Source organism: Endozoicomonas sp. SCSIO W0465 (genome assembly GCF_023716865.1).
Classification (GTDB): Bacteria; Pseudomonadota; Gammaproteobacteria; order Pseudomonadales; family Endozoicomonadaceae; genus Endozoicomonas.
This window is the reverse complement of record NZ_CP092417.1, coordinates 4,148,769-4,172,508: the sequence shown is the minus strand read 5'-3', so window position 1 is coordinate 4,172,508 and position 23,740 is coordinate 4,148,769. Positions and strand designations below refer to the sequence as shown.

31 protein-coding genes and 1 pseudogene are annotated in these 23,740 nt (G+C 46.8%); 12 read left to right on the top strand and 20 right to left on the bottom strand.

Annotation, left to right across the window (positions count from 1 at the left end; translation table 11 throughout):
* Window positions 1-9 precede the first annotated feature (9 nt).
* A complete protein-coding gene (istA, locus tag MJO57_RS18855; RefSeq protein ID WP_252017887.1) occupies window positions 10-1,566 on the bottom strand; it encodes an IS21 family transposase in 1,557 nt (518 codons plus the stop codon).
* A gap of 780 nt (window positions 1,567-2,346) precedes the next feature.
* Between istA and MJO57_RS18850 the strand changes: the two genes are divergently transcribed.
* Window positions 2,347-2,559, top strand: a complete 213-nt coding sequence (locus MJO57_RS18850; protein ID WP_252017885.1) for a hypothetical protein — start codon at window positions 2,347-2,349, stop codon at window positions 2,557-2,559.
* 95 nt (window positions 2,560-2,654) lie between these two features.
* On the opposite strand, the gene MJO57_RS18845 is transcribed toward MJO57_RS18850, so the two are convergent.
* From MJO57_RS18845 to MJO57_RS18830, 4 genes are all read right to left on the bottom strand, one after another.
* Window positions 2,655-3,080: a type II toxin-antitoxin system HigA family antitoxin gene (locus tag MJO57_RS18845; protein WP_252017883.1), complete on the bottom strand. Its 426-nt coding sequence runs from the start codon at window positions 3,078-3,080 to the stop codon at window positions 2,655-2,657.
* Window positions 3,077-3,391, bottom strand: coding sequence for a type II toxin-antitoxin system HigB family toxin (locus tag MJO57_RS18840; RefSeq protein WP_252017881.1), 315 nt, complete (start codon window positions 3,389-3,391; stop codon window positions 3,077-3,079). The genes MJO57_RS18845 and MJO57_RS18840 overlap by 4 nt, the downstream gene beginning before the upstream one ends.
* A gap of 169 nt (window positions 3,392-3,560) precedes the next feature.
* Window positions 3,561-3,731, bottom strand: a complete 171-nt coding sequence (locus MJO57_RS18835) for a hypothetical protein (RefSeq protein ID WP_252017880.1) — start codon at window positions 3,729-3,731, stop codon at window positions 3,561-3,563.
* Window positions 3,732-3,893: 162 nt separating this feature from the next.
* The gene (locus MJO57_RS18830) at window positions 3,894-5,000 is read right to left on the bottom strand and encodes a hypothetical protein (protein ID WP_252017878.1); all 1,107 of its coding nucleotides are present in this window, start codon (window positions 4,998-5,000) and stop codon (window positions 3,894-3,896) included.
* A 112-nt stretch (window positions 5,001-5,112) separates the two neighbouring features.
* On the opposite strand from MJO57_RS18830, the gene MJO57_RS18825 reads away from it, so the two are divergent.
* The 8 genes from MJO57_RS18825 (at window position 5,113) to MJO57_RS18795 (ending at window position 11,871) form a co-directional block, all read left to right on the top strand.
* Entirely contained in the window at window positions 5,113-5,400 is a 288-nt protein-coding gene (locus MJO57_RS18825; RefSeq protein WP_252017876.1) for a hypothetical protein, read from the top strand.
* A gap of 578 nt (window positions 5,401-5,978) precedes the next feature.
* Entirely contained in the window at window positions 5,979-7,244 is a 1,266-nt protein-coding gene (gene ltrA / locus MJO57_RS18820) for a group II intron reverse transcriptase/maturase (RefSeq protein WP_252017875.1), read from the top strand.
* Window positions 7,245-7,778: 534 nt separating this feature from the next.
* A complete protein-coding gene (locus MJO57_RS18815) occupies window positions 7,779-8,159 on the top strand; it encodes a hypothetical protein (RefSeq protein ID WP_252017874.1) in 381 nt (126 codons plus the stop codon).
* 233 nt (window positions 8,160-8,392) lie between these two features.
* Window positions 8,393-8,602, top strand: coding sequence for a cold-shock protein (locus MJO57_RS18810; RefSeq protein ID WP_252017873.1), 210 nt, complete (start codon window positions 8,393-8,395; stop codon window positions 8,600-8,602).
* Between the two features lie 117 nt (window positions 8,603-8,719).
* Window positions 8,720-8,842, top strand: a complete 123-nt coding sequence (locus MJO57_RS32840; protein ID WP_256491710.1) for a hypothetical protein — start codon at window positions 8,720-8,722, stop codon at window positions 8,840-8,842.
* 142 nt (window positions 8,843-8,984) lie between these two features.
* Window positions 8,985-10,418 carry a hypothetical protein gene (locus tag MJO57_RS18805; protein WP_252017872.1) on the top strand — a complete coding sequence of 478 codons (1,434 nt, stop codon included), beginning with the start codon at window positions 8,985-8,987 and terminating at the stop codon, window positions 10,416-10,418.
* Entirely contained in the window at window positions 10,408-10,569 is a 162-nt protein-coding gene (locus tag MJO57_RS18800) for a hypothetical protein (protein WP_252017871.1), read from the top strand. The genes MJO57_RS18805 and MJO57_RS18800 overlap by 11 nt, the downstream gene beginning before the upstream one ends.
* A gap of 357 nt (window positions 10,570-10,926) precedes the next feature.
* The gene (locus tag MJO57_RS18795) at window positions 10,927-11,871 is read left to right on the top strand and encodes an IS4 family transposase (protein ID WP_256491708.1); all 945 of its coding nucleotides are present in this window, start codon (window positions 10,927-10,929) and stop codon (window positions 11,869-11,871) included.
* 112 nt (window positions 11,872-11,983) lie between these two features.
* Here MJO57_RS18795 and MJO57_RS18790 read toward each other — a convergent pair whose 3' ends face one another.
* Entirely contained in the window at window positions 11,984-13,321 is a 1,338-nt protein-coding gene (locus MJO57_RS18790; RefSeq protein ID WP_252017304.1) for a transposase, read from the bottom strand.
* Window positions 13,322-13,346: 25 nt separating this feature from the next.
* Here MJO57_RS18790 and MJO57_RS18785 point away from each other — a divergent pair, with 25 nt between their 5' ends.
* Window positions 13,347-13,661, top strand: a complete 315-nt coding sequence (locus MJO57_RS18785) for a hypothetical protein (protein WP_252017869.1) — start codon at window positions 13,347-13,349, stop codon at window positions 13,659-13,661.
* Between the two features lie 100 nt (window positions 13,662-13,761).
* Here MJO57_RS18785 and MJO57_RS18780 read toward each other — a convergent pair whose 3' ends face one another.
* Entirely contained in the window at window positions 13,762-14,136 is a 375-nt protein-coding gene (locus MJO57_RS18780) for a hypothetical protein (protein ID WP_252017868.1), read from the bottom strand.
* Window positions 14,137-15,057: 921 nt separating this feature from the next.
* Between MJO57_RS18780 and MJO57_RS18775 the strand changes: the two genes are divergently transcribed.
* Window positions 15,058-15,351 carry a hypothetical protein gene (locus MJO57_RS18775; RefSeq protein WP_252017867.1) on the top strand — a complete coding sequence of 98 codons (294 nt, stop codon included), beginning with the start codon at window positions 15,058-15,060 and terminating at the stop codon, window positions 15,349-15,351.
* Window positions 15,352-15,476: 125 nt separating this feature from the next.
* Complete coding sequence (locus MJO57_RS18770) at window positions 15,477-15,710, top strand: hypothetical protein (protein WP_252017865.1); 234 nt, start codon at window positions 15,477-15,479, stop codon at window positions 15,708-15,710.
* A gap of 16 nt (window positions 15,711-15,726) precedes the next feature.
* On the opposite strand, the gene MJO57_RS18765 is transcribed toward MJO57_RS18770, so the two are convergent.
* The 13 genes and pseudogenes from MJO57_RS18765 to MJO57_RS32835 all read right to left on the bottom strand — a co-directional run bounded on the left by MJO57_RS18765 (window position 15,727) and on the right by MJO57_RS32835 (window position 23,629).
* Window positions 15,727-15,939: a hypothetical protein gene (locus MJO57_RS18765; protein WP_252017863.1), complete on the bottom strand. Its 213-nt coding sequence runs from the start codon at window positions 15,937-15,939 to the stop codon at window positions 15,727-15,729.
* Between the two features lie 78 nt (window positions 15,940-16,017).
* Window positions 16,018-16,119: pseudogene (locus tag MJO57_RS33360) on the bottom strand (OST-HTH/LOTUS domain-containing protein); the annotation flags it as partial.
* Window positions 16,120-16,326: 207 nt separating this feature from the next.
* Window positions 16,327-17,688: an ISNCY family transposase gene (locus MJO57_RS18760; protein WP_252017318.1), complete on the bottom strand. Its 1,362-nt coding sequence runs from the start codon at window positions 17,686-17,688 to the stop codon at window positions 16,327-16,329.
* 290 nt (window positions 17,689-17,978) lie between these two features.
* The gene (locus MJO57_RS18755) at window positions 17,979-18,578 is read right to left on the bottom strand and encodes an NYN domain-containing protein (RefSeq protein WP_252017861.1); all 600 of its coding nucleotides are present in this window, start codon (window positions 18,576-18,578) and stop codon (window positions 17,979-17,981) included.
* A 130-nt stretch (window positions 18,579-18,708) separates the two neighbouring features.
* Window positions 18,709-19,056, bottom strand: a complete 348-nt coding sequence (locus MJO57_RS18750; protein ID WP_252017859.1) for a GIY-YIG nuclease family protein — start codon at window positions 19,054-19,056, stop codon at window positions 18,709-18,711.
* A gap of 15 nt (window positions 19,057-19,071) precedes the next feature.
* The gene (locus MJO57_RS33355) at window positions 19,072-19,638 is read right to left on the bottom strand and encodes an IS630 family transposase (protein WP_371924891.1); all 567 of its coding nucleotides are present in this window, start codon (window positions 19,636-19,638) and stop codon (window positions 19,072-19,074) included.
* Window positions 19,639-19,667: 29 nt separating this feature from the next.
* The gene (locus MJO57_RS33350) at window positions 19,668-19,787 is read right to left on the bottom strand and encodes a winged helix-turn-helix domain-containing protein (RefSeq protein WP_371924890.1); all 120 of its coding nucleotides are present in this window, start codon (window positions 19,785-19,787) and stop codon (window positions 19,668-19,670) included.
* Window positions 19,787-20,110, bottom strand: coding sequence for a helix-turn-helix domain-containing protein (locus tag MJO57_RS18740; RefSeq protein ID WP_252017855.1), 324 nt, complete (start codon window positions 20,108-20,110; stop codon window positions 19,787-19,789). The genes MJO57_RS33350 and MJO57_RS18740 overlap by 1 nt, the downstream gene beginning before the upstream one ends.
* Window positions 20,111-20,363: 253 nt before the next feature.
* Complete coding sequence (locus tag MJO57_RS18735) at window positions 20,364-20,633, bottom strand: transposase (RefSeq protein WP_252017717.1); 270 nt, start codon at window positions 20,631-20,633, stop codon at window positions 20,364-20,366.
* Window positions 20,590-21,069, bottom strand: coding sequence for a hypothetical protein (locus MJO57_RS18730; protein ID WP_252017853.1), 480 nt, complete (start codon window positions 21,067-21,069; stop codon window positions 20,590-20,592). Before MJO57_RS18730 ends, MJO57_RS18735 begins: the two co-directional genes overlap by 44 nt.
* On the bottom strand, window positions 21,059-22,573 hold the full coding sequence (locus tag MJO57_RS18725) for an IS66 family transposase (protein WP_252017851.1): 1,515 nt from the start codon (window positions 22,571-22,573) through the stop codon (window positions 21,059-21,061). Before MJO57_RS18725 ends, MJO57_RS18730 begins: the two co-directional genes overlap by 11 nt.
* A gap of 85 nt (window positions 22,574-22,658) precedes the next feature.
* Window positions 22,659-23,033, bottom strand: coding sequence for a transposase (locus MJO57_RS18720; RefSeq protein WP_252017849.1), 375 nt, complete (start codon window positions 23,031-23,033; stop codon window positions 22,659-22,661).
* 470 nt (window positions 23,034-23,503) lie between these two features.
* Window positions 23,504-23,629 (bottom strand): hypothetical protein, encoded by a 126-nt coding sequence (locus MJO57_RS32835; RefSeq protein ID WP_256491703.1) that lies wholly within the window; start codon window positions 23,627-23,629, stop codon window positions 23,504-23,506.
* Window positions 23,630-23,740: the final 111 nt, after the last annotated feature.

Sequence of the window (23,740 nt, the reverse complement as noted above, 5' to 3'; positions counted from 1 at the left end):
CGCCTCCGGTTATTGATAGCAAATAGCGCCACGAATATTTTCGTGATCATCATGCAAGGGACCTGTCGTTTGTTTTAACTGTGGCTCCAATGGCATCAGGTCTTTGCCTGACTGGAGGATTGATCGGACATTTTTTAACCGATAACCCCCGATGTTCCTGGCATGGGCGCAGGCGTTGTTGAGTCGTTCAGTTCCATATTCCCGCTGCAGGTTTAGCAGCCCCAATGAAGCTCGATAGGCTTGTTCAGGATGCTCCTTGCTATCCAGCAGTGATTGAATAAAACAATAGACTTCCTGACCAATGTCGTTAGCCCAGTTAAGTAAACGCTCAGGCGTCCAATCCTGATGGTGACGATGTCGTTCCGGCATATGAACTGCTAACGTCGTAAATCCACGTGTGTGCTTGCGAGCGTGGCTGGCCACCACTTTACCGTTAGCGTAGATCGTGACGCAGTGCTCAGTCGCCTGTACTTCTACTTCCTCCTGCCTGGCAAGCTGATGGGGAACCGAGTAGGCGTGCCCCTTGCAGATAATATGATAATCCACATTCACCCGGGCCTTGATAAACTCAGCGAACACAAAAGATTGCTTCGGCAGTGGCTTGAGGGCTGGTTCATCCAGTTGTTCAAACGCACTACGTCGCGTTCCTGGCAACTGCTTAAAGGGCTTCAGGTTCAGTTCGATTAACAGCTCACGTATCCGCAGGTTCAGCTCTGCCAGGGTAAAGAACATTTCATGACGAAGCCTGGCCAGTATCCACCGCTCCACTACCTGTACACCGACTTCTGCTTTGGCCTTGTCTTTGGGTTTGTAGGGGCGTGCCGGAATGACTGCCACCTGGTAGTGACAAGCCAGGTGCTGGTATGATGGGTTGAGATCCGGCTCGTACCGACAGGCTTTGATAACTGCGCACTTTGGGTTGTCTGGCACAACAATTTCTGGCACCCCACCAAAGAACTCAAAGGCCCGTTCATGAGACCCCAGCCAGTCCTCTGTTTTTTGTGACAGAGTCGCTTCAGCGTAGGTATAGTTGGACGCTCCCAGCACTGCCACAAATATCTGGGCATTGTGGGCAATTTCGCCGGTGTCCGGGTTGATGATTGGCATGGTTGGCCCGGCATAATCAACAAATAACTTTTCACCTGCATTGTGCAGCTGTCGCATAGATCGCTTTTGACAACCACGCCACTGATTGTAACGGTGACAGTACTGGGCATAGCTGTAGGCATTGAGGGGGTGGGCCTGACAGTATTCTTCCCAGAGTCGTTGTTTGGTCACTTCCTTGCGCTTCAGTTCCTGATGCACCTCAGCCCAGTCAGGATCAATCAACCCTTTTCGATTGGCTATCGAGGCATCGGGAAACAGCGCCTGAATAAGCTCAGGCTCAGATATATCCTCTGCCAGGGGCCAGCTTAATTCCGATTCCTGAAAGGCCTTAACGTAGTTGGATACCGTCCCCACACTGACCCGTACACTGCGGGAAATTTGTCGGAAGCTGAGTTGGCTGCCAAACCGCATCCGGAGTATTTCTAGTAGCTTACGCATGGTAATCCTGTTTTCTGTCATGGCCGGTTCCCTCTCTTGGTACAGATAAGAACGGCCAAAGTTATGGAAAATCAATGCATAAGAAGATATTTGTTAGCTGTATTAGACCGGTTTATGGTCTGTTGAACAGCGTTTCTGGAAGCTTGAACGGTGATTCTGGAAATCATCAAAAAGTGTTCAAAAGAAACCAGAATAGGTGTTCAAGTGTTACCAGAATGGGTGTTCAAGTGTTACCAGAATGAGTGTTCAAGAGTTACCAGAATATGCAGGGGGTTCACAGTAGTGACGTAGCTGTTGAAGTTGTAAATAATCTTATTTCCTAAAAAAAACATGGCTGGAATATTCAGAAGTTTATGCCGTATGTTTAACGACTCTGTCAACTTGCGCTGACAGCTATTTTAAGAGCAGTTAATTCTTCGGCAATTTGAAGCCAAGGCTCATTTTTAAGATGAGTGGACTTTTCCTTGCGTCATAGCTACGACTGTGAATACGTCGTTGTTTTATATAAAAACTATCCATTCCCTCAAATATATTCGAATTCCATTTGGCCAACGACTTACGGAGAAGAAAAGATACTGTGCAGATTTTGGTGCAGTACGAGGTGGAGGTTTAAGATGATCAAATCAAGACTCCGCACTCCGGTTTCCAATCCCACAAGTGGCGAGAACCGTTATTCAAACGCTTGATATAGAGCGCCACTATTAGAATAAGTGCCCGGAACAAGTACAAAGTCGTCCGGGGCTTTTGTGCCTACTGAATATCGGGGCAGGTACATTTAGAAGTAGAAGGCCAGGAGTCAAAATGGATGCCAGCGCATTAAAACGATATGTGGTTAAACAGAAGGTGCAAACGTACAAAACAGCTTGGCTTGAAGAAGTATTCACAAGCCCCTGTCATCGAGAGGCACTAAGCAGCTATCAGTCATTAACCCAAGAGTTTCCAGATAGTTATTTTGAGCTAACCGAAGAAATACAGAACATAACCTGTCTGGCCTTCACAGCTTACAAAGGATAATGAGGCCAGGAATACTCAAATGAAAAAGAGGTTGCTGCAGGAGAAAGCAGAAGAAGTGTAAGGCGCAATGTGATGTAACGCCTTACGTAACCGGCTCAGGCTTTGTGAAAAAATACAGACGGTGAAATTTTGAACCGCTCAGAGAGAGCCTGTATATGGTCTCTTGTCAGGTTTCTTGTTCCGTTCAAAATCATGGATACCAGACTTTTGCTGCCTAGTTCAGTTTTAAGGTCATCTGCCTTTAAGTGGTACTGATCCATTAACGTCCTAAGAATAGCGACACCATCATCCAGTGCTTCGATTCGGCGGTTAAACTCTGAACATTCTGCTGATTCGTCTTCCCACTTTTCAATAGCGACAGAAAGTACCTCGATCAGTGGCAGGTATCGGTCATAGTCTTCAATCAATTCATCCATTAATTCCAGAGCCTGCTGATACTCAGACTCATTGTGGATGCGACTGATGAAACGGGCCTCTGCAAAAAAGTCCACTGCCTTTTCTTTTAAATTGGCATATCTCATGAATCAGCCTCCTTTGCATAGTTTTTGCTTAATTTGTCGTACTCTGAATGAGAGACAATATGCTTCACGTACATTCGGTTGTCTCTGAATTCGATAAAGGCAATAAGTCGCAGGTTATTACCTCCAATATCAATAATCCACCACTTGTCCTTGTATTTAAAATTATCCAGGTTGGGAAACAGGGCCTTCAATTCTTTTGGGCTGCTAAAGTCACCGTTTCGCAATGCTTTATAAGCGGCATCAATGGCAGCAGCATCGTTAGGGTATTTCTTGGCCGCGTCGTGAAACGGCTTCCTGGAGATAACGTGCATAGCGGTCTCTAAGTTTACTTATTGTGAACTTTAGCACAGGGTTGACTGGTTTACAAATTGTGAATATTGCCTTTGTATGCAGGGATGCCAAATTGCAATGATATTGACGATATTCAAGATGCAATCAATGAAGGTCGAGCTCGATTTTAGTGGATACCAACGTGCTGGTTTATTGATACCTACTGCGAAATTCATACCCCAACGCCAGTTCTGAAGGCACAGGAGCGGCCAGTGAATTAGCGTGGGCTTTTGCTGGCGTCATTTCTGCCAAGAGATATTTTTCAGAATAAGGCAGATTTAGCTTCAATTCCTTCTGTGTAATTTGTTTCTGTTTAGGCACCACGAACCTTCTCTCACTCCAAGGTGGTTAGTAAAACAATGACATTAACGTTCCCGGATAACCGGCAGTTTTCCGTTATCGTTGATCGTTCTAATGGAGTTCCCGCTGAGGCACAACAGCTTATGTCGTTTGCCTACCCGGACGATAGCGACCATTACCTTATTACCCTTCGATTGCTGACTGTTCACTATGGCTGAGAGGGTCGATCGGGACTGTAAATATTCCTTCAGCTTGACGACTGAAAAGCGGGGCGACAGTACCTTCTGAATTTTTACTGGAACTCTGGGTCCTTTCAGTTAAATTAGAAGTCAGTGGTAAATCACCTGAGTTTTTAGCTGAATTGACTGACTGACGATACTGCTTTTGGCGCTCCCTTTCGCGCTTGCGGTAAGCGGGATCTTTGCGGAGCTCCCTTTTGCGCTCCCTTTCGCGCTTGCGGTAATCGGGATCTTTGCGGAGCTCCCTTTTGAGTTCCCTTTGGCGCGCCCTTTGGCGCTCGAGGTAAGCGGGATCTTTGCGAAGCTCCCTTTTGCGCTCCCTTTCGCGCTCCCTTTCGCGCTCGGCGTAAGCGGGATCTTTGCGACGCTCCCTTTGGCGTTTCCTGTTGCGTTCCCTCACGCCCTCGGCGGAAGCGGGATCTTTGCGAAGCTTCCTTTGGCACTCTCTTTTGCGCTCGGCAAGTGAAGAACTGCCCTCAACATTAACTTCTGCCTGGGTTGTTTGGTTATCACTTGTAGCTTGGTGCATGCATAACGGACTAACGACAGCAACTGGCCGTAAATCTTGTGAACTATTAGTTCCGGCAGAAAGATTAGTTAACTGTAAACCTGAGCTTGTATGATTCGCTGTTGTTTGCTCTCTAATTTCAATCTCGTCCCACGATATCAGCTGCTGAAAGGGAGTACCTGGTGTTAGTAATAATCCATCATTAACGGGTTCATAATCAGGCTGGTAAGGGACATATTCATCAAGAATGGATTGTTGTATCTCTTGAATACTTGTTCCAGGAGCATTTTCTGAATCGAAGTTTGTTAGAGATTCAATATTATATTTATTCAATGAATTAGAATGATTAGCTTCATTTTGATATGTGTCTGGTTCGCTATTGTAAATAGAAATAGGATTCAGCACTTGAACTGCTATGCCTTGATAAATAGGCTGCTGTTCAGTGGTACCAAATTGCTGTTCTTGATCTACTAAACCTAATGCGCTGGAGTAAAGATAAGAAAAAGAAGCATCAAATGAAGGAAGTCGATTGATTTGATCCATTGAATTATTGAACTATCGAGTTACAGATTAAGACCACGCTTTCTTATAAAAGTTCCTCCCTTTCGCCACTCATTCATCATTTATTTATGTCAACCAAGTATAAGGAATTGCTATGGCTATTACTAATAGAGACGTAAAACTCTTTGAAAGCCAGCGCTTAACTGACGAAGAGGATGGCGGTGGCCGGGTAACCGGAAACGAGGTCATTGATGGCAACGTCAACAATCTCTTTCAGGACATTTCCCGGATTGACCGCACCATTAGTGATGTGGCTTTGCGGAAGGCGTTTATCGGGATCAGCACCGATAACAATAACATTTATCTTGGTAGCCATTTAATCCTGACCGAGCCTCCCAAGGATCAGAATGTTTCTGTCTTGGTACGCCCGGCATGGGCATGAACTGATGGGGTGAAAGTCCCCTGTGGGAGAACCTACATCTGACTGGCGGTAAAGACGCCTGCTGATGACAACCACTAGCTTAAGGCAAGTGCAGTCCCGCGAGGGGCTGTGCGGAGGCAGTCTGAGTGCAAAGGTGCGAGCCGACGTACAGAAATCGCATATAAGGCTGAGTCTCTGGGCGAGTGAGCCAAGGATCACAAAGCCCTATGGTTCGTGAGACACGGTAAATGCGGCGGTTGTGCACTGAAAGTTCATGTCCTTATCCGGGGAGATCTGTTCAACATGCGATTGGTAATTCCCAGTTCTCAGCCACTGGTTACAACAGGCTCGGCGAACAGGTCTCATCATCCTGTTCGAGCAAACCCGATGGCAACCAATAGCGCCAGCAGAGGTAACTCCGCGTGGTGATTGGACAGAAGTCAGCAGAGGCCATAGTAGCTGTACGACAGAAGCCATTAACGGATGGGAAGTCGTTAGCGAAGGGCCGAACATCGACGACAAAGAGGAGACTGATTCCCTCAAGGCGATGCAGCCGTCCGGCGACTCACCGTACTTGGCGACAGAATCTTTAACCAGCTTTGAACCATGATCTACTAAATTGCGTACTTGAACCGGCTAATCTGGCAAGTGCATGGAAACAGGTCAAAAGCAACAAGGGTGCTCCGGGTATTGATGGAGTCACTATTGAAGCTTATCCAGACTTTGCCAAACAGCATTGGCCTTCAGTGCGTCAAGCCTTATTGGACGGAACCTACCAGCCATCACCCGTGCGCCGACATGTTATAGAAAAGCCGGACGGCGGTGAGCGTTTGCTGGGAATCCCTACCGTGATGGATAGGGTCATACAGCAGGCCATTGTGCAGGTGCTGACCCCTGTCTTTGATCCGGGTTTCTCTCCAAACAGCTTCGGCTACCGACCGGGACGGTCAGCACACGACGGAGTCCGTCAGGTTAAGCAGTTGATCAACCGGGGGCTTCATTACGCTGTTGACGTTGATCTGAGTAAATTCTTTGATACGGTTAATCACGACGTTTTGATGTCGAGGGTCTCCCGTAAGGTCCGCGACAAACGCCTTCTGAAACTGATTGGTAGCTACCTGCGCTCCGGTGTCATGATTGAGGGCAATGTCTACCCGACCAGGGTTGGCATGCCACAGGGTGGGCCTTTATCACCCTTGCTGTCTAATGTGGTCCTCGACGAACTCGACAAGGAGCTTGAATATCGGGGTCATTGCTTTGCAAGATACTGTGATGATTTTGTGATTCTCGTCAAAAGTCAGCGTGCAGGGGATCGGGTGATGCACAGCATTACCCAATTCATTGAACGCAAATTGAAACTGAAGATTAACTCCCGGAAAAGTAAAGTTGTGAAAGCAACAGAAAGCGAATTCCTGAGTTTCACCTTCACAGGGAAGAAAGTTCGCTGGGCCCAGAAGTGTCTGGACCGATTCAAATACCGGATACTCAAGTTGACCAGTCGTCGCTGGGGTGTCTCAATGCAACATCGGTTACGCAAATTGGCACAATATATCCGGGGTTGGATGGGGTATTTCCGGTTATCGGAATATCACCGACCAATTCCCCTGCTGGATCAATGGATACGTCGGCGAATCCGTTGCTGCTTTCTGAAGCAATGGCGCAAGCCGAAAACCCGTTTGGCTCTTTTCGTATTGCAGACTGCTGATTTCATAAATCAGGCTGGAATCCTCCTGTGGCAGGGCTTGGCAATATTTAGCCAGCAGTTTCCTGAAGGCATTGTATATCAAGGCCTTTGGCCAATTTTCATTGCAGAGCAGTCTGTAACCCGAAAAGAGCCACCCGTTTTAAGAATCTGGTCAGGTTAGGCGTTGATAAAATTAACGCCGCCAAGATCGCAGCCAGCAGCAAAGGGTATTACCGTCTGAGTAAAACCTATGCGGTACAACAGGCACTGAATAACAGTTACCTCGCGAAAATTGGGCTTGTTTCATTGAAAGACTTATGGATCAGGTTTCACCATCATCGTTGAACCGCCCGGTGCGGACCCGCATGCCGGGTGCTGTGGGGAGGGCTGGAGAAAGACCGGCCCTTACCCGATTTATTCAACACCGACAGTCAAACCGATGAGCGCCTTGATGCCAGAGAGCGGCTTCACGGCAATCTATCCTGACCCGAACGATTACAGCACACCGGATTGGATTATGCCCGGAGGCTCATTGAGCTATCAGAACCAGACCACCATGCAGGTAGTGGCCAAGGTCGCTACCACAGCCGGATCAGTGATTATCCCAAGCCGTGATAATGACCAGGTGAGCATTCAACCCCGATACCCGGCCAGCCCTTGGCACTGTTAGACGGCCACTATGGATAAGATCGTTCCGGCAAGTATGGTGATAAGCTTGAGCGACAACTGGCGATCGGAGCAGGCTTACAATGCGGCCTATGTTTCCGGGACTAATGCAGGCGTGGCGGTCAACGTCAAACGAACGGGAACCAATGGGGACAACCCGGCTCCCGATATTCTGGAAGACTGGCTTACGGAAACGCAGGTCAATACCGAGCGAGGCCGCAATGAGCTGGCTAAGGGTGGCAACCAGAGCATTACTACCATCGAAATACCATTGACCGATACCAACACAGCACCCGGTTTAATTGGGCTGGGAATGCTGATAGAGGTTCAGGATATAACGGGAGACTGGCAAGCCCTCTGTCTGGCGATCAGTATCACGGCTGAACGAAGTAAAGTCCTCCAAAGCGTTCAGCGGGAAAGACATTATTAGGCATCTGTACACCAAAGGCTGAGTAACTTGCGTTGGTGATTGAATACAAGTGCCCATAGCGATTAAGATACCACCCTGTATAATGGCGGAACGTTAAAAGTGTGATTTATTTTTTATGCAAAGATTTGATGTCCCGGGAGTAACCCGTCCATATTCTTCATAAGTGATAATAAGCTTCTAGCCCCACCGCCTTATTACAAGGCACCTTTATTATTAATTTTCAGGATATGACTATGTCTACTACTACCGGTACTGTTAAGTGGTTCAATGACGAGAAAGGTTTTGGTTTCATCGCTCAGGATAATGGCGGCCCGGACGTGTTTGCACACTTCCGTCAAATCACTGGTGATGGCTTCAAGTCCCTGGCTGAAGGCCAGCGAGTTGAGTTCAAAGTGACCCAGGGTCAGAAAGGCCCACAGGCTGAAGATATTCGACCACTGTAATGGTCGGGCTACAACGTTGTAGTCTCTAAACTTACGTAAAGTAAGGTACGAAGGGCGGTGCTTTCGGGCATTGCCCTTTTTTGTGGCTTGAGGAAAAGCAACAAGGTGAGGGATATTATGGCTACTACCAATATATGGCAACAGTTCAAGGCTCTGATACCTGAGGGGATACGAGTTGTCGCCACCATTGCAGCCAATAATGGCAATGACACCAGTCAGGCTGAGCTTAAGGATGGGTGAAAGTCTGATATTGATCACACCCACAGGCCTTGAGCTACAGCAAACAGACGTAACACCAAATTTTTCAAACTGAATGGAGAGCAGCCAAACACAGCTATGATTCTAACAGCAAACAAAGAGTCAACTGTGAGAGGCCGCTCCGATGGAAGTATGTCAGCCACTAACCAAAGTCGCCAATGATTCCTGTCCTGCTATTGACCAACTGCAGCAAAAACTGACCCTCCTTCGTCAGTCCAATAATCCAATCCAGCATTTTGAGGATCATGAAAACGAGATTCACTCCCTCTTTATTCAGGCGGAGCGAGAAATACTGGCAGAAGAACTGCAAAAATTAGACATCAATAAAGCCTCTGTCGAAGTGAATGGGGTCGTGTATCACCAGGCATTACGCAGCTATCAAACCTACCAGTCAGCAGCAGGACCTGTCCGGGTATTGCGCAGCCTCTACCGCAATGCCGGGGATAAGTGCATTGTCCCTTTAGAGCTCAAGGCTGGCGTTGTAGAAGGCTACTGGTTACCAAAGGCTGCGAAGCAAGCAGCATGGATGGTTGCCCAGTTGCCGCCCGCGGACGTAAAAAGCTTACTCGATCTAATGGGGAATATGTCACCCTCAACCAGCTCTCTGGCACGTCTTCCCAAAAAACTCAACGAACAATGGGAGCAGCACCTTGACCCTTTCGAGACCCTTCTCGCGGAGAATCTCACAGTACCGCCTGACGCGGTGACGGTAGCTGCTTCCCTTGACGGTGTGATGCTACCAATGAAAGACGGCAAGCGTCAGGAGAAACGTGAAAAGAGTGTTGCTGATGGCAAACGTACCCGAGGGCCAGCAGGTTGTCAGGAGGCCAGTTGTGGAACACTGTCGTTTTACGATGACCAGGGAGATCGCCTCTCTACGATCAGGATGGGACGAATGCCTGAAAGCAAGAAAGCGACATTGAAAAAATCCCTTTCAAACCTTCTGGATAAGGTGCTTCAGCAAAAGCCAAATCTGACTCTGGTCAAAGTGGCAGATGGAGCCCGGGACAATTGGACATACTTCACCAAAGAGCTACCGGAGGGAGAAGAAATTGTTGATTATTACCATGCGGCAGAACACCTGAAGAAGGCATTTGACCTGGCTTACGGTGAAAATAGCGCGAAGTCCAAAGAGAAATTCAGCACCTACCGACATATCCTGAAGGAGGAGCCGGGTGGGGTTGAAAAAATAATCAAGGCACTGGCTTACCAGCATAGCAAGCATCCCCGCCGATCGAAATTAAAGACAGAGTTAAAGTACTTCAGAAAAAACCGGTTACGGATGAATTATGCAGAACACCTGTCGCGCAACCTGCCCATAGGCTCAGGGGTCATTGAGGCGTCCTGTAAAACGCTGGTTACACAGCGAATGAAGTGTTCGGGAATGCGTTGGCGGTGTCCCGGGGGGCAAGGCATTCTGACACTCAGGTCACTAATTCAAAGTGGTTGGTTCGACTGTGGCTGGATGCTGCTGTCGGTAACGTACCGGGCCAAGGTAAATATGGTCAGTGATAATGTGATTCCATTTTCATCAGGGAAGGGTGATATTGAACGTTAGTTCTCATCAATATGAGACTTTCACCCTTAAGGATGGTTCGGTGATTACGGTTAACGGGGAGTCTGTGAGTGTTGGGGAAAAAGTATTTATTGAAAAAGGGGAGATCAAAGATACTGCGCCGAGTTTGGCGCAGTACGAAGTGGAAGTGTAAGACGACCAGATCAAGAATCTAGACTCGACCCCAGTTTTGCGCGACCCCAGTTTTGCGACCCCAGTTTTGACCCCAGTTTTTTCGACCCCAGTTTTTTGACCCTGATTTTCCTGATTTTCTTTCTTCCTATTTATAAACTGCAGGATCTGGACTGACATGTAAAACAACATCAAAAAAACCGTTTTTTGATGTAACAACCTCAAGCTTGTCAATATTCTTAGGGTAGACATTAAGCTCAAAAAAGGTTCGTTTCCGGCGGCAGAACCCACCTTGAACAGCCACAATAAAGCTTCGAAACCATTATCAATGGCTGAACAAGATGAGTACTGCAAATAGTAGATTAGTTGAAAAAAACTGTTGACCTGTTTCGACCGGTCAGAACTCCTAAGTATGGCGGAACAGCTTGGTTTTACTATACGACAGCGAGATATCCGTCCTTTGGATTTTATCCTCTCACTGATTGATGCCCTCGCTGGTGATGGAAACTGCGATACCCTGGCGGATCTACACCGTAAATTTAACGAGTTGACGGGGCTGAATGTCTCTTATCGTTCTTGGGCAAATCAAGCTAAAAAGGACGCGCTGCCTACTCTTATCCTGTGGCTATGGGTGCAGTGTCTGGAAATATTTTCCCGCAAAGTCATGGCGTTTGATGAAGACAGTCCATTTTCAGAGTTTGAGCACATTCTGATTCAGGACGGTTCGTCACAAGCTGTCTATGATGCCCTGAAAGAAGCATTTCCCGGCAGGTTCTCAACGGTCAGTCCTGCTGCCGTCGAGCTTCATACGACAATGGATCTTCTCACCAACAACCTGGTGCGGGTGCAGCTGACTGAAGATACCCGTTCAGAAAGAGACTGTCTGCCACCACTGCCAACATCCATGGCCTATATCCTGATGCTAATGGATGCCGGTTATTTTGAGCTGGAACTCTTTGCCGCTATTGATGACAGGGAGGGTTCTTTTATCTGCAAGGCACCTCAGAGTATCAACCCGACGATACTCAGCGCGGTACGGGAGGATGGCAAGAATCTCAATCGCTACAAAGGACAAAAACTGAAGGATGTACTGTCTGGCTTCCCCAAAGACCAGTGCCTCGACCTGGATGTAGAATGGCCGGGATTCAAAGCCTGGCCATTCCGCTTGGTTGTCCGCTGGAATGACAAAAAACAGAAGTGGGTTTTCGTTGTGACCAACCTGAACCGGGTGGAGTTCACCTTGAGTGATGTGCTCCAGGCCTATCGTCTACGGTGGCAGATAGAGCTGATTTTCAAAGAGATCAAATCCTATTCTCGACTTTAGAGTCTGTATAAAACGATAATTCGGTCAGCTTTTTATAGTGAAGCAAGCCGAAATCAGTGAACTGTTTTTCCAAGTTCGTTATTACTTCCGTTTTTTGCCTAAAAGCCTTTAGTTATGCTGCTTCTGAATTATCCGGTATTAACTGGTCGATCAGATCGCGAAAATTGAACTCATATTTTTGCTTATATCTGTTCCAGCCCTTGCGAATAGAGAACCTCGGAATAATTCCTGAAAGAGCAATTTTCATCATGCCTGCAGTGGTTGTATCCGGGCTTCTCCAGGGTATCCGAGAAATATTCAGACATGCCTGATTTTTACAAACGGTTAATAACTGCAATAATGCATAGCCTGCCATTTTCAAATGCATCCATCGAAGCAGTGTTCGCAATTTCTGCTGCCATAAATGGCAACAGCCAAAAGCATGTTTGAGTTGGTGAAACATTGGCTCTACCGGCCATCTCCGGGAATAGGCACGAAGCACCTCCAGTCCCTCAAGTTCCGGATTGGTCGAGATGAATATTCTGCTTTCGGTCAGACCTTTGTCATTTTCAAAGCGACTCCAGACGACGCGTACTTCACGACCTTTAAGGAATCTGGCGCGACAGATCAGGGTACGATAACGTATTTTGCGAAATTTGCCGTACATCCATACTGTTGCTTTTTCTTCCGGCAGTTTCTTAACCTGTTCTGTCGTCATCTTGATGCCGTACTTTTTTGGGCGCCCTCGCTTCTTTACGGTGGGTGCTGGCGGCAAAGCATAGAGGGCCCGATTTGAAGGTATCTGACCAACAACTTCTATGTTCATTTCCAGAGCTGGCTTTATCAGTGTCCAGTTCATATACCAGCAATCGGTTAGCAGGCGTAGCACTCGATCCTTCACTTCATTGCGTACCACCCTGAGCATGGCCACGGCAATTTTCAGTTTGCTGGTGTTACCTGAAGCTGGTGTCGGAAATGAGATCACCGGTATGGCGGTAAATACTTCATCTGCAGCCCGCTCAAATATGATGGCCAGGGAAACCCAACACTGCCCCCAGATGTACGTCGGCCGATTGCGTTTCTTGCTGTGTTGATGATGTGTACGACAAGCAGGGGCTTTGTCGGAAAACCGTTCGATTACCCAGTCATCAAGCCCCAGGACCACAGGTTGATTCTCAGGAGCTTTGGAGCAGACCAGACGGATCAAGTGGCGTGCCAAGTTCTTCCATTGCCACTTGCCCTGAGATAGCCAGTGGTGGTAGCTGCTCCACACACAATGAAAATCAATTGTTAACAACGCCTGTGTAACAAAGCCGTCGGCTGAAAGCATGCAACCGAACAGCAGTTCGCAGAACGTTGGTACTGCAGTTGATGATAGCGCTCCAGCAAGAAAGGTTGTATATGAAGCGAGCTCCCTGAGGATTACTTGATGATCTGAAGTGAGCATGGCAACCATCTCGAATTTCGTCATTGGGGATGGTTGCTTTTAGCAGATTATGCGCCGGAACTATTGTGCTCTTAAAACTCTAAAGTCGAGATCCTATTCAGGGTGGCATCGTTTTAACACCAAATCAGCGACACTGGTGTTTAGCCTGATTCTGATGTCCTTTGTGGTTGTGACGTTGAAAAGGTACCTTGCCCATGCTGCACAGGCGAACCTCTGTGAAAGTGGGAGCATTGAGGAAATCTCGACGCACAAGGTGATGAAAAGTGGGACTCACCTGTTTGGTAATGTGATTTCATCGTTGATGAATGCAGGAAAATCATTGGTCTCATGCATTAAAAAGCTACTGGACTTCTGGGGGAAATAATGCGAAACGAGAACACCCTGCACGGGATGGTTGTTCAGGGCGTACAAGATTAGGCTTCTGTGCAGTGGGTGGAGCTTAATGTCTACCTTAAGTGTCTACCTTAAGAGGTAACACTAATTCCTTGTCGTTTGATAAAGATTGTTTCGGTGTTTTTGTTGATGAATTGAAATTGGCTTTCATATCTTCTTCTTGATGCATTCAAAAGACTTCCAATTTTTTCATCCATCGTTTTTAGCGATGGCAAATAATCTGAAATAACCTTATTGGTTTTATGGGCTAAATCTGGCCTGATAGTATCAAGTTGCTGTTGTAGCGTTACTTGCAATGAGTTCCGATTATCATCAGCCAGATCAGCAATCTGTACAACTCTACCATTGAGAAAGCCAAGGTCACTAATTAGTGGATCATCACCGACTTCTGACCGGTATTGTTTCAACGCATCTATAATATCTATTTGGCACTGATTCTGAATCATTTTTTAATTAGTACTTTCTGGCTTATATGGTATCAATTTAGTTTAATCGACTCACCCTATATGTACTTGAGCCTGAATCCGCGAGTTCACGGCACAGAAATCAGCCTGAAAAGCCTACAGACCTGGGCTTTTCGTGTAAAAACTCTGCTCCTGATTTTCACTTTCTGAGTGCGTTTTTGTGAAACTCAAAATGAAACGCTGCTGGGGGCAAAAACTGGGGTCATATATGGTCCGCCCCGCATTGCAAGGAAAAGTTGTCACAACGGCTTTTAAAGAGTAATGCTTCCATATATCCGGCCTTGGGGTGAGCTCTCATTGCCTCTGGCCCCGATGGAATCCGCTCACTCCCACCCCATCAGGTCTTCGGCCTCTGCTGGCCCTGACCCCAGTCAGGTTCAAGGGAGTGCAGGTCTTACCTTTTATGCCATCATTTGAACTTTATCCGCGCAACTCGTTGCAGGCTTCTACATGGTTAAGCCAATACTGATTGAAGTGGATATCAATGGCTGGAAGTGGATCTTCATTATCGAGCGTTACATTACGGATAGACGCTTCGGGGATGAGCGTTACACCCTCTATGGCAGCAGCCGAACCCAACTCTCGCAGCGCCTTATGCGCCACAACGAAGCAAGAGCAACAGTGCTAACCTCAACGCCAAACAGGCTATCATCGAAGAACTGGCCCCTTTCTTTGAAGAGAGCGGCTTCACAGCAACCTATCCTGACCTGAACGATTACAGCACACCGGATTGGATTATGCCCGGAGGCTCATTCAGCTATCAGAACCAGACCGCAATGCAGGTAGTGGCCAAGGTCGCTACCACAGCCGGATCAGTGATTATCCCCAGCCGTGATAATGACCAGGTGAGCATTCAACCCCGATACCCGGCCCGCCCTTGGCACTGGAATACATACGGCCACGATGGATAAGATCATTCCGGCCAGTATGGTTATTAGTTTGAGCGCCAACTGGCGACCGGAGCAGGCTTACAATGCAGTCTATGTTTCCGGGACCAATGCTGGCGTGGCGGTCAATGTCAAACGAACCGGCTCCAATGGCGATAACCCGGCTCCCGATATTCTGGAAGACTGGCTCACGGAAACGCAGGTCAATACTGAGCGAGGCCGGAATGAGCTGGCTAAGGGTGGCAATCAGAGCATTACCACCATCGAGCTGCCATTGACGGATACCAATACGGCTCCGGGGTTGATCTAGCCGGGAATGCTGGTAGAAGTACAAGATATAACGGGAGATTGGCGGGGGCTCTGTCTGGCAACCAATATCAGTGCCTCAGGTGTTGGCAGTGTTGTTCAATCTATTGAGCTGGAGCGACATTACTAATGGCCACCACGAATATCTGGCAACAGTTTAGGGCTCTCCTTCCTGATGGCGGGCGGATCGTTGCTACCATTACCGGCAATAATGGCAACGGTACCAGTCAGGCAGAGCTTCGGAATGGTTCGGTTATTACGGTTAAAGGGGAGTCTGTGAGCGTTGGAGAGAAGGTGTTTATTCAGAACGGGGAGGTAAGGGGAGTTGCGCCGAATCTGGCGCAGTACGATGTGGAAGTTTAAGACAAGACAATTCTAATCAAGAAACAGCCATAACCAGGGCGACTTTTCCATTTCTTGTAGCATTATCTTCTGCCTCTGGATCGGGCTTCTTGCTGACCGTAAAGGTAAACCTTTGCCCTACTTTGAAGCGGTCGTCTCTTTGCTCCTTGGTTACATTGGTTTTGCAGAAATAATAATCATGCCCATCATCCCCTTCAATAAAGCCGAAGTTTCCACACCACCTTTTCATGGTTCCATTTAATGTATTTTCAGTGACTATCTCTGCCTTTTGAGCAAGCGTGATAAAGCACCTGTCACTGGTTTCTTCAGTAATGGATATAATCTCAGGATGATTCTTAACCAGTTTCTTTAAACTGGCAAAGCCATAACTCCTGGGATCGAAGGCAGGGTCAAAGTCTTTTAATGATTTACCTAGTTCTCGTCCAAAAACGCATCAGGCAATCATAATTAGATTGTACGTGCGTTTTGATATTTCCTGAAATTCCAGAGAGCCGCAAAAACTCTTCCCTTTTTTTCTCTAATCTGGGACGGATATTGGAGAAAAACGCGAAAAGCAGGCAGAAAACATCCTCCCACCATGCTGGAAAGGTACTTTCATGTAGCGTGGAGGTGGCTATCAGGATGGTGCCGGGTGTCTGGCCAGAATCACCAGGTTGTAACAGACCACCGATAACCAGCAATGAGAATCAAAACGCTCAGAACCCTTGCAGTGGCAACGTGATAGCCCAAAACATCTCTTTAGCCACGAAATTCCCGCTTCAATACCTGCCCGGAAGCGAAAGAGCGTTTTATACACATACTGACTTTTAGTCATCTCTTCGACTTCAAGTCCGCGCTTCTTATTAAAAGCTACATCGCTGATTCCCATGGCCTTGGCTTTTTCCAAATTAGCGCGACACGCGTATCCGCCGTCACCGCTTGTCTGGCGAGGTACACGACCATAAATTTCTTTTTGTCTTTCCATCATCGGAATGAATTGGTCCGAATCCGCTGGGTTACCTTCCTCAATAACCAGGTCCAGGATCAATCGACTTTTTCCCTGAACCAGGTTCAGTTTATGGCCATACTGTACTTGCCGCCTGTCTTTTACGATGATATCCGTATGGGGTTCATACAGGCTAACCACTTTTTCCTGGGCTGGCACCTTTTCACCCTTAAAGACCCTGCGCTCTGTCTGGGAGACTATTGCATCCACCAGGGGTAACAGGTGATCCACATCGGCCTGCCACTTGTCGGCATCATCAGCCAGGAGACACTGCCCCTGCTGACGGGCGTTTGCTAGCGTGACAGTAGCTTCGATAAGTACCTTCCGGGATTTTCGGGTCAACTGCAGCAGTTTTTTATAATGCTGATGCCGCTCTTCTTTGCCAGCGTAGATGCATTTTCTGGCCGCATCTTTTACGGCTCGGTTGTGATGGGTATATTCATAAAGCGGTGTCGCTGTCAGTGTTTGTCCCCGTTCCAGCAGCCGACAAATTTCTTTAACGGAACTGGCTAAAAGATCACTGTCGCAAGGAGGTTTGATATCCGATTCGGTGACTGTGCTGTCAATAGCCACAGTGCGCCCTTTTTCAATACCCTGATCTTTAGCGGTCATTAGCTGACAGTTATTAATCCGTTCCCATGTAGATGCAGTAAGAAGGCTGATGAGCCCATGCAAACTGGAGCGACTGGGGCGCTGGTTTGGTTCGAGGCGACAAAAGTCTCGAAAGAGCATGGAGTCCATCAAAACAAACGACAAGTAGTCATAATCACAATTCAAATACTGTTTCAGGAGTGCCGCACGAAGAACGGATTCTGCTGATAGTCCGTTCCGCCCAGTGTTCTGTTTATCACCAGAACTTAAGTCCTCATAAATCCAGTCATTGAACTGTGGATGGGCGTCAAGCCATTGCGAGATACCGGAAAGCTGGGAGCAGATTTCATGAGGTACGTAATGGAGTTCCATACTACACTGCGGGTTGCGTTTTTTGCGCATTTGGAGTCCTCTGTTTTTGGCAATCCCTTATGTTTCTTGCTCTTGGGAAGTTTAGTCGCCAGATAGCAGTAGGGCTCCACTTAATTTTTCAGGATAAAATCTACAGTTTTCAATTGGTTGTGTTTTTGGACGAGAACTACCTAGTTCCCATCCAAAAACTATAGCCCTTGGGCCACGTAGCCTACAGAGATTTGACGTGCTCTGAATTTACAGGAAAATCACATCAACTCCGCTGTAGCCCCCGAAAACTGGTTGAAAAAGGCGTCAAAACAAAACTTGATTTTTTCCCTCTAAGCCTTGGCACGCATAGGCTGCAGAGTTTTTGGACGAGAACTACCTAAATCACCAAGGTAAATTTGTTCATCGTTGGATGAGAAGCTGTTGTATGCCTTGACGAGAAGTTCTTCCAGCGGCATATCAGATTTTGTGGTCTCAAAATCATTTTCATTATTTGCGTCTGGAAGATTATCGTAATAAACATAGCTGTGGCATGCAGCAATTAAGTTTTTAGCGGGTGGCTCTCTGCGCCCAACACCCAGAACATACTTGCCCATTTCTCTGATTCGCTGAGCCAGAAACTGAAAGCCATTGTCAGACGAAGCAATACAGACGGCGTTAATTTCAGGTGTTTTGGTTAGAATTTCCACCGCATCCATGATCAACGCATGGTCTGCAGCATCCTTACCATAGTCAAACTGTTGGATTGGTCTTGCCCCGTTAAGGTGTAAAATCTCCTTCCATGAAGATCGTGCAGGGTTTGTCCAGTCTGCATAGACTCGCTTTACCGCAATACTTCCCAGCCTTTGTACTTCCTTCAAAATCCCGGAAAACTGTTTAGGGCTGCAATTTTCTCCATCAATCAGAACCGCAAAATTTTTTTGATTGATCACTTACTCTTCCTTAAAGTCGATTGACGGTCACTGTCTGCGCTGCCGGGCATGAATGACGCCAAAGGTTAGCGTTATAAGTATAAGGTAGGGGTAAGTACATCGAAATCAAGGGGGAGCAGGCTACTGTCGGTTAGCTTTTTTTGATCCTGGTCAAACCGAACACTTGTTCAGTGCTTCGCAGAATTCGGTTTAGCGGCTTAAATGTCTGCTGAACATTTAGGCGGTTTGCCCTCTCATCAAACCGGTAAATCTGCCGGAAAAGTCCTTCCAGTTCTTTTATCTCCTGATCGGAGATATTGTCCCACACCTCAAAGTATGAGAAGTGCGTCCACTCGCCATCTCGGTTCCGCTTGTGGCTGAACAAGCGCTTGCCAAGCTTCCCTTCGCTGGACATGCCTACATAAACTACATTGTAGTGCTTCCCCTGCTTACGATAGAGGGGATAAATACCCCGTATGCCTTTGGGGACAAGCTGCATATTGATTTATGACTATTATAGGTAACACTGCCTGCAGGCATAACCTGTGTTATGCAACCTGAAGAAACCTTTTACCGCTTCTGGCATTTTTTGCAGTGCTCTCATTTTGCTGCGAATGAAATCTATAAAGTCAGCTTTGGTCTTCAAAGCGGTTTTTCCAAGCTTTTCTTTCAGGTGATTCCAGACCTGTTCATCAGGATTCAGCTCCGGGGAATAGCTTGGCAGCAAGAGTAGGCCCAGCAACTTCGGCTCTTGTTCTACGTAATCTTTCGTATACTTCGCTCGGTGTGCAGGATGTCCATCAGTGATTATGATCACTGGCTTATCAACGCTGCGAACCAGTGACTTTAGATATTTAACAAACATAAACCGATCCATTTTCCCGGTGAATGTCTTGTACCTCAGGCAACCTTCTGAACTCACAACTGAAATAAGGTTTAACCGATGCCTGGAGCCTGTTGTTTTTACAACTGGGGTTAGACCTTTTATGCCCCAGGTTCGACCACGGTGACACTCGGATTTTGCTGTAGATTCATCAAGAAAGAAGATGATTGCATCTTGCTCTTCTGCCTGCTGGAGTATCGCCGGGTAACGGACGTTCAGCCATTCTTCTACTTTTTTTTATCCTGTTCCCACGCTCCCCAGCGAGGCTTTTGTGGAGAGAAGCCCAAGCGTTTCAAGAGCCTGGCAACTCCAGAAGGAACGTATTTAACCTGAAAGGTCTTTTCAATCAGAGTGGTGATGATTTGGCTCGTCCACAGTGACGTCTGGTACCATAATCAATAGGAGTTCGAGTTCTCAGTAATATCTTAAGCTGCTGTTCCTGCTCTTGCGATAGCCTGGGCTTGGGTCCAGTTTTACCTGTCCGGGTTTTCAGGCCATCCCAGCCTTCTTGGTTATAACGATCAATCCATTGATAGACGATTTTTCTTGAGGTGCCATACTTTCGAGCAAGATTTGTAGGATTCATGCCAGAATGCCAGTCTTTTATGGCTTTGAATCGAATTTCTTCCCTGATGGAATCGGAAAGTCTGCGTCCGTCAATGTTGTTCATTACTACCTCATTTATAAGGTAGAGGATAATACCATACGTCAATAGTTACCTAGTTCTCGTCCAAAAACGCATCAGCCAATCATAATAGGAATAAACGTACGTTTTAATATTTCCTGAAATTCCAGAGAGTCAGGAAAACTCCTCCCTTTTTTCTCTAATCTGGGACGGATATTGGAGAAAAACGCGAAAAGCAGGCAGAAAACATCCTCCCACCATGCTGGAAAGGTACTTTCATGTAGCGTGGAGGTGGCTATCAGGATGGTGCCGGGTGTCTGGCCAGAATCACCAGGTTGTAACAGACCACCGATAACCAGCAATGAGAATCAAAACGCTCAGAACCCTTGCAGTGGCAACGTGATAGCCCAAAACATCTCTTTAGCCACGAAATTCCCGCTTCAATACCTGCCCGGAAGCGAAAGAGCGTTTTATACACATACTGACTTTTAGTCATCTCTTCGACTTCAAGTCCGCGCTTCTTATTAAAAGCTACATCGCTGATTCCCATGGCCTTGGCTTTTTCCAATGCGCTCTGTCTGGGAGACTATTGCATCCACCAGGGGTAACAGGTGATCCACATCGGCCTGCCACTTGTCGGCATCATCAGCCAGGAGACACTGCCCCTGCTGACGGGCGTTTGCTAGCGTGACAGTAGCTTCGATAAGTACCTTCCGGGATTTTCGGGTCAACTGCAGCAGTTTTTTATAATGCTGATGCCGCTCTTCTTTGCCAGCGTAGATGCATTTTCTGGCCGCATCTTTTACGGCTCGGTTGTGATGGGTATATTCATAAAGCGGTGTCGCTGTCAGTGTTTGTCCCCGTTCCAGCAGCCGACAAATTTCTTTAACGGAACTGGCTAAAAGATCACTGTCGCAAGGAGGTTTGATATCCGATTCGGTGACTGTGCTGTCAATAGCCACAGTGCGCCCTTTTTCAATACCCTGATCGTAACTATTCAGCACTGAGCAAAGGCATATTACAGTAATTCCGAACAGCTCTATGAAGTGATTGATATATGTCCATTCCCTGTTTTCTGGCAGACGACAAATAGCTGCGAATCCGTGCAAACATAAAACCACCGTCTGCACTCCTGAAGCAGCCTGAGATTTTCTGCTTTAACTTGGCCATTCGAACATCCCGCTCACTGCCATTGTTATCGAAGGGAATGGTAAAATCTGACATGAAGCGCAGTGTCTCAGCCTTGAACTCAGTGAGTCGTTTGAAGAGATTGTAAGCTTTAGTATTCTTGACTTTCTTGCGCTTAAGCTCCTCTCGTTGCTTCTCCATATAGACGACTTCTTTCATTAGAGCCCGCTGAAGCAACCGGTCATAAATCTTCTCGATTCGTTCACAGACAACACTTGGCATCTGTAGCATACCTATGGTCTTAAAGCCCTTGCAGTAATGCCAGGAAAGCCTCAGTAGCTTCATCAATCGCAACGCCAGTTGATTGCTGTCCCTATCAACAACACCCAAAAGCTCCCTCAGGTGATGGGCATTGCAAAGTACGTGAGTTGCCGCATATGCAAAATAGGATTTCCAATGATCATGAACCAGAACGCCTGCAAATGTTAGCAGTATGCCCATCGTGTCCATGGCCTCACGACCTCGCTTTTCAGACAAGTAGTAGAGCGTCCATTGTTCATCCCGCATAACGTGTAGCCAGTGCAAAGAGCCCTCGGCCCGCATACCCGTTTCATCGGCTCCGGCAACAGACGATTCCCGCAAGGCGTCACGAATAACCTCTTCAGTAGAAGCCAGATTTTCATAGGTTCTGGCCACAAAATTGGCGACAGTGCCTGCACTTACACTCATTTTATAGAGAGTATTAAAATACTCTGACACGCGCTTAAAAGGCAGGAAATGGTATTGGTTAAGATAGACGGCCATAGCCTGTGTGGCTGAGCCATATTGTGCGGCAGCGGTAACACCTTCCGGGAATTCAGCCTGATTCCGACAACCACAAGTGCAGATTTTTACTTCAGCTCTATGGGCCGTTACTTCAAATTCACCCGGTCTCCCTGGTTCAAACACCTGTCGTTCAATATATTTGACCGGCTCACTATCAAGAAGAGACGCCTGACATTTATTGCATTCTTTAACCGGAAGGTACTCAATATAGTCAGGGATATCGACCTGTTTAAGACAAGTGCCCTGATGCCCTTTCTTTCCACCGGCTTTATTACCAGAAGACTGTCTCAGACTTTTAGGATTGGGTTTTTCATCCGATGGATCGGTACCTTTATCTGCGGAAAGGTCGTCAGAATGATCTGGAGAATTACTGTTTTTACAAGGTTTTTGATAACCATCAGACGATGGCGGCTTGCTGCTGTTTTGACTGTTCTTGCCAACCTTTTCTTCCAATTCTCGACATCGCTCTTCCAGACAGGCAACTCTCATCCGCAGCTCTGCATTCTCTTTCAAGAGAATCTCAGCCGACATAGTTGCGGGTAGTTCTGGAATCATGCTGGCGAATATTGTGGAAAAATGGTGCTTAAGAGGATGGTATAAAAATCAGAAAATTCCAGATTTATGTGGGGGTGCTGAACAGTTACCCCTGATCTTTAGCGGTCATTAGCTGACAGTTATTAATCCGTTCCCATGTAAATGCAGTAAGAAGGCTGATGAGCCCATGCAAACTGGAGTGACTGGGGCGCTGGTTTGGTTCGAGGCGACAAAAGTCTCGAAAGAGCATGGAGTCCATCAAAACAAACGACAAGTAGTCATAATCACAATTCAAATACTGTTTCAGGAGTGCCGCACGAAGAACGGATTCTTCTGATAGTCCGTTCCGCCCAGTGTTCTGTTTATCACCAGAACTTAAGTCCTCATAAATCCAGTCATTGAACTGTGGATGGGCGTCAAGCCATTGCGAGATACCGGAAAGCTGGGAGCAGATTTCATGAGGTACGTAATGGAGTTCCATACTACACTACGGGTTGCGTTTTTTGCGCATTTGGAGTCCTCTGTTTTTGGCAATCCCTTATGTTTCTTGCTCTTGGGAAGTTTAGTCGCCAGATAGCAGTAGGGCTCCACTTAATTTTTCAGGATAAAATCTACAGTTTTCAATTGGTTGTGATTTTGGACGAGAACTAATAAGAAAAACTACGTAGTAGTTTGGTTCTATGTGGGTTAAAGGTGTTCACAGTCTGTACCTGTCCGTCCGATATTTGAAGGGAGGCGTACAGATTTTGGACGGGTATTATTTCGAGGCTCAGGGGAGTTTTTGGCAACATGAAAGCATGTTAAAAAACATACAGTATTGGCTATCAACAAATTCCGAAAAGGATTACATAAGGTTTTATTTATAACTTAATGACTTAAAAACTGTGACAAAAGTGTGACAGACATTTTTTGTCACACTACCAATCTATTGATTTTGTTGATTTTTATCTTTTAATCTACCCTGTCCATCATCGGTGCAACCATAAACCGACGATCCAGTACAGGATCGCTGGAAAGCTTGTCATTACTTGATTTCACTGAAGCTTCGCTATTTATCTGATCGGTTTTTTTAAGCATATATGTGTCTGTAAATGCACTATTGTTCTGCTACCGATGTAACATTCTGCCCACTTCCCATCCTTTGCAACATCTGGATAACAATAGGATGAGCATACTAAGGCGAAAGAA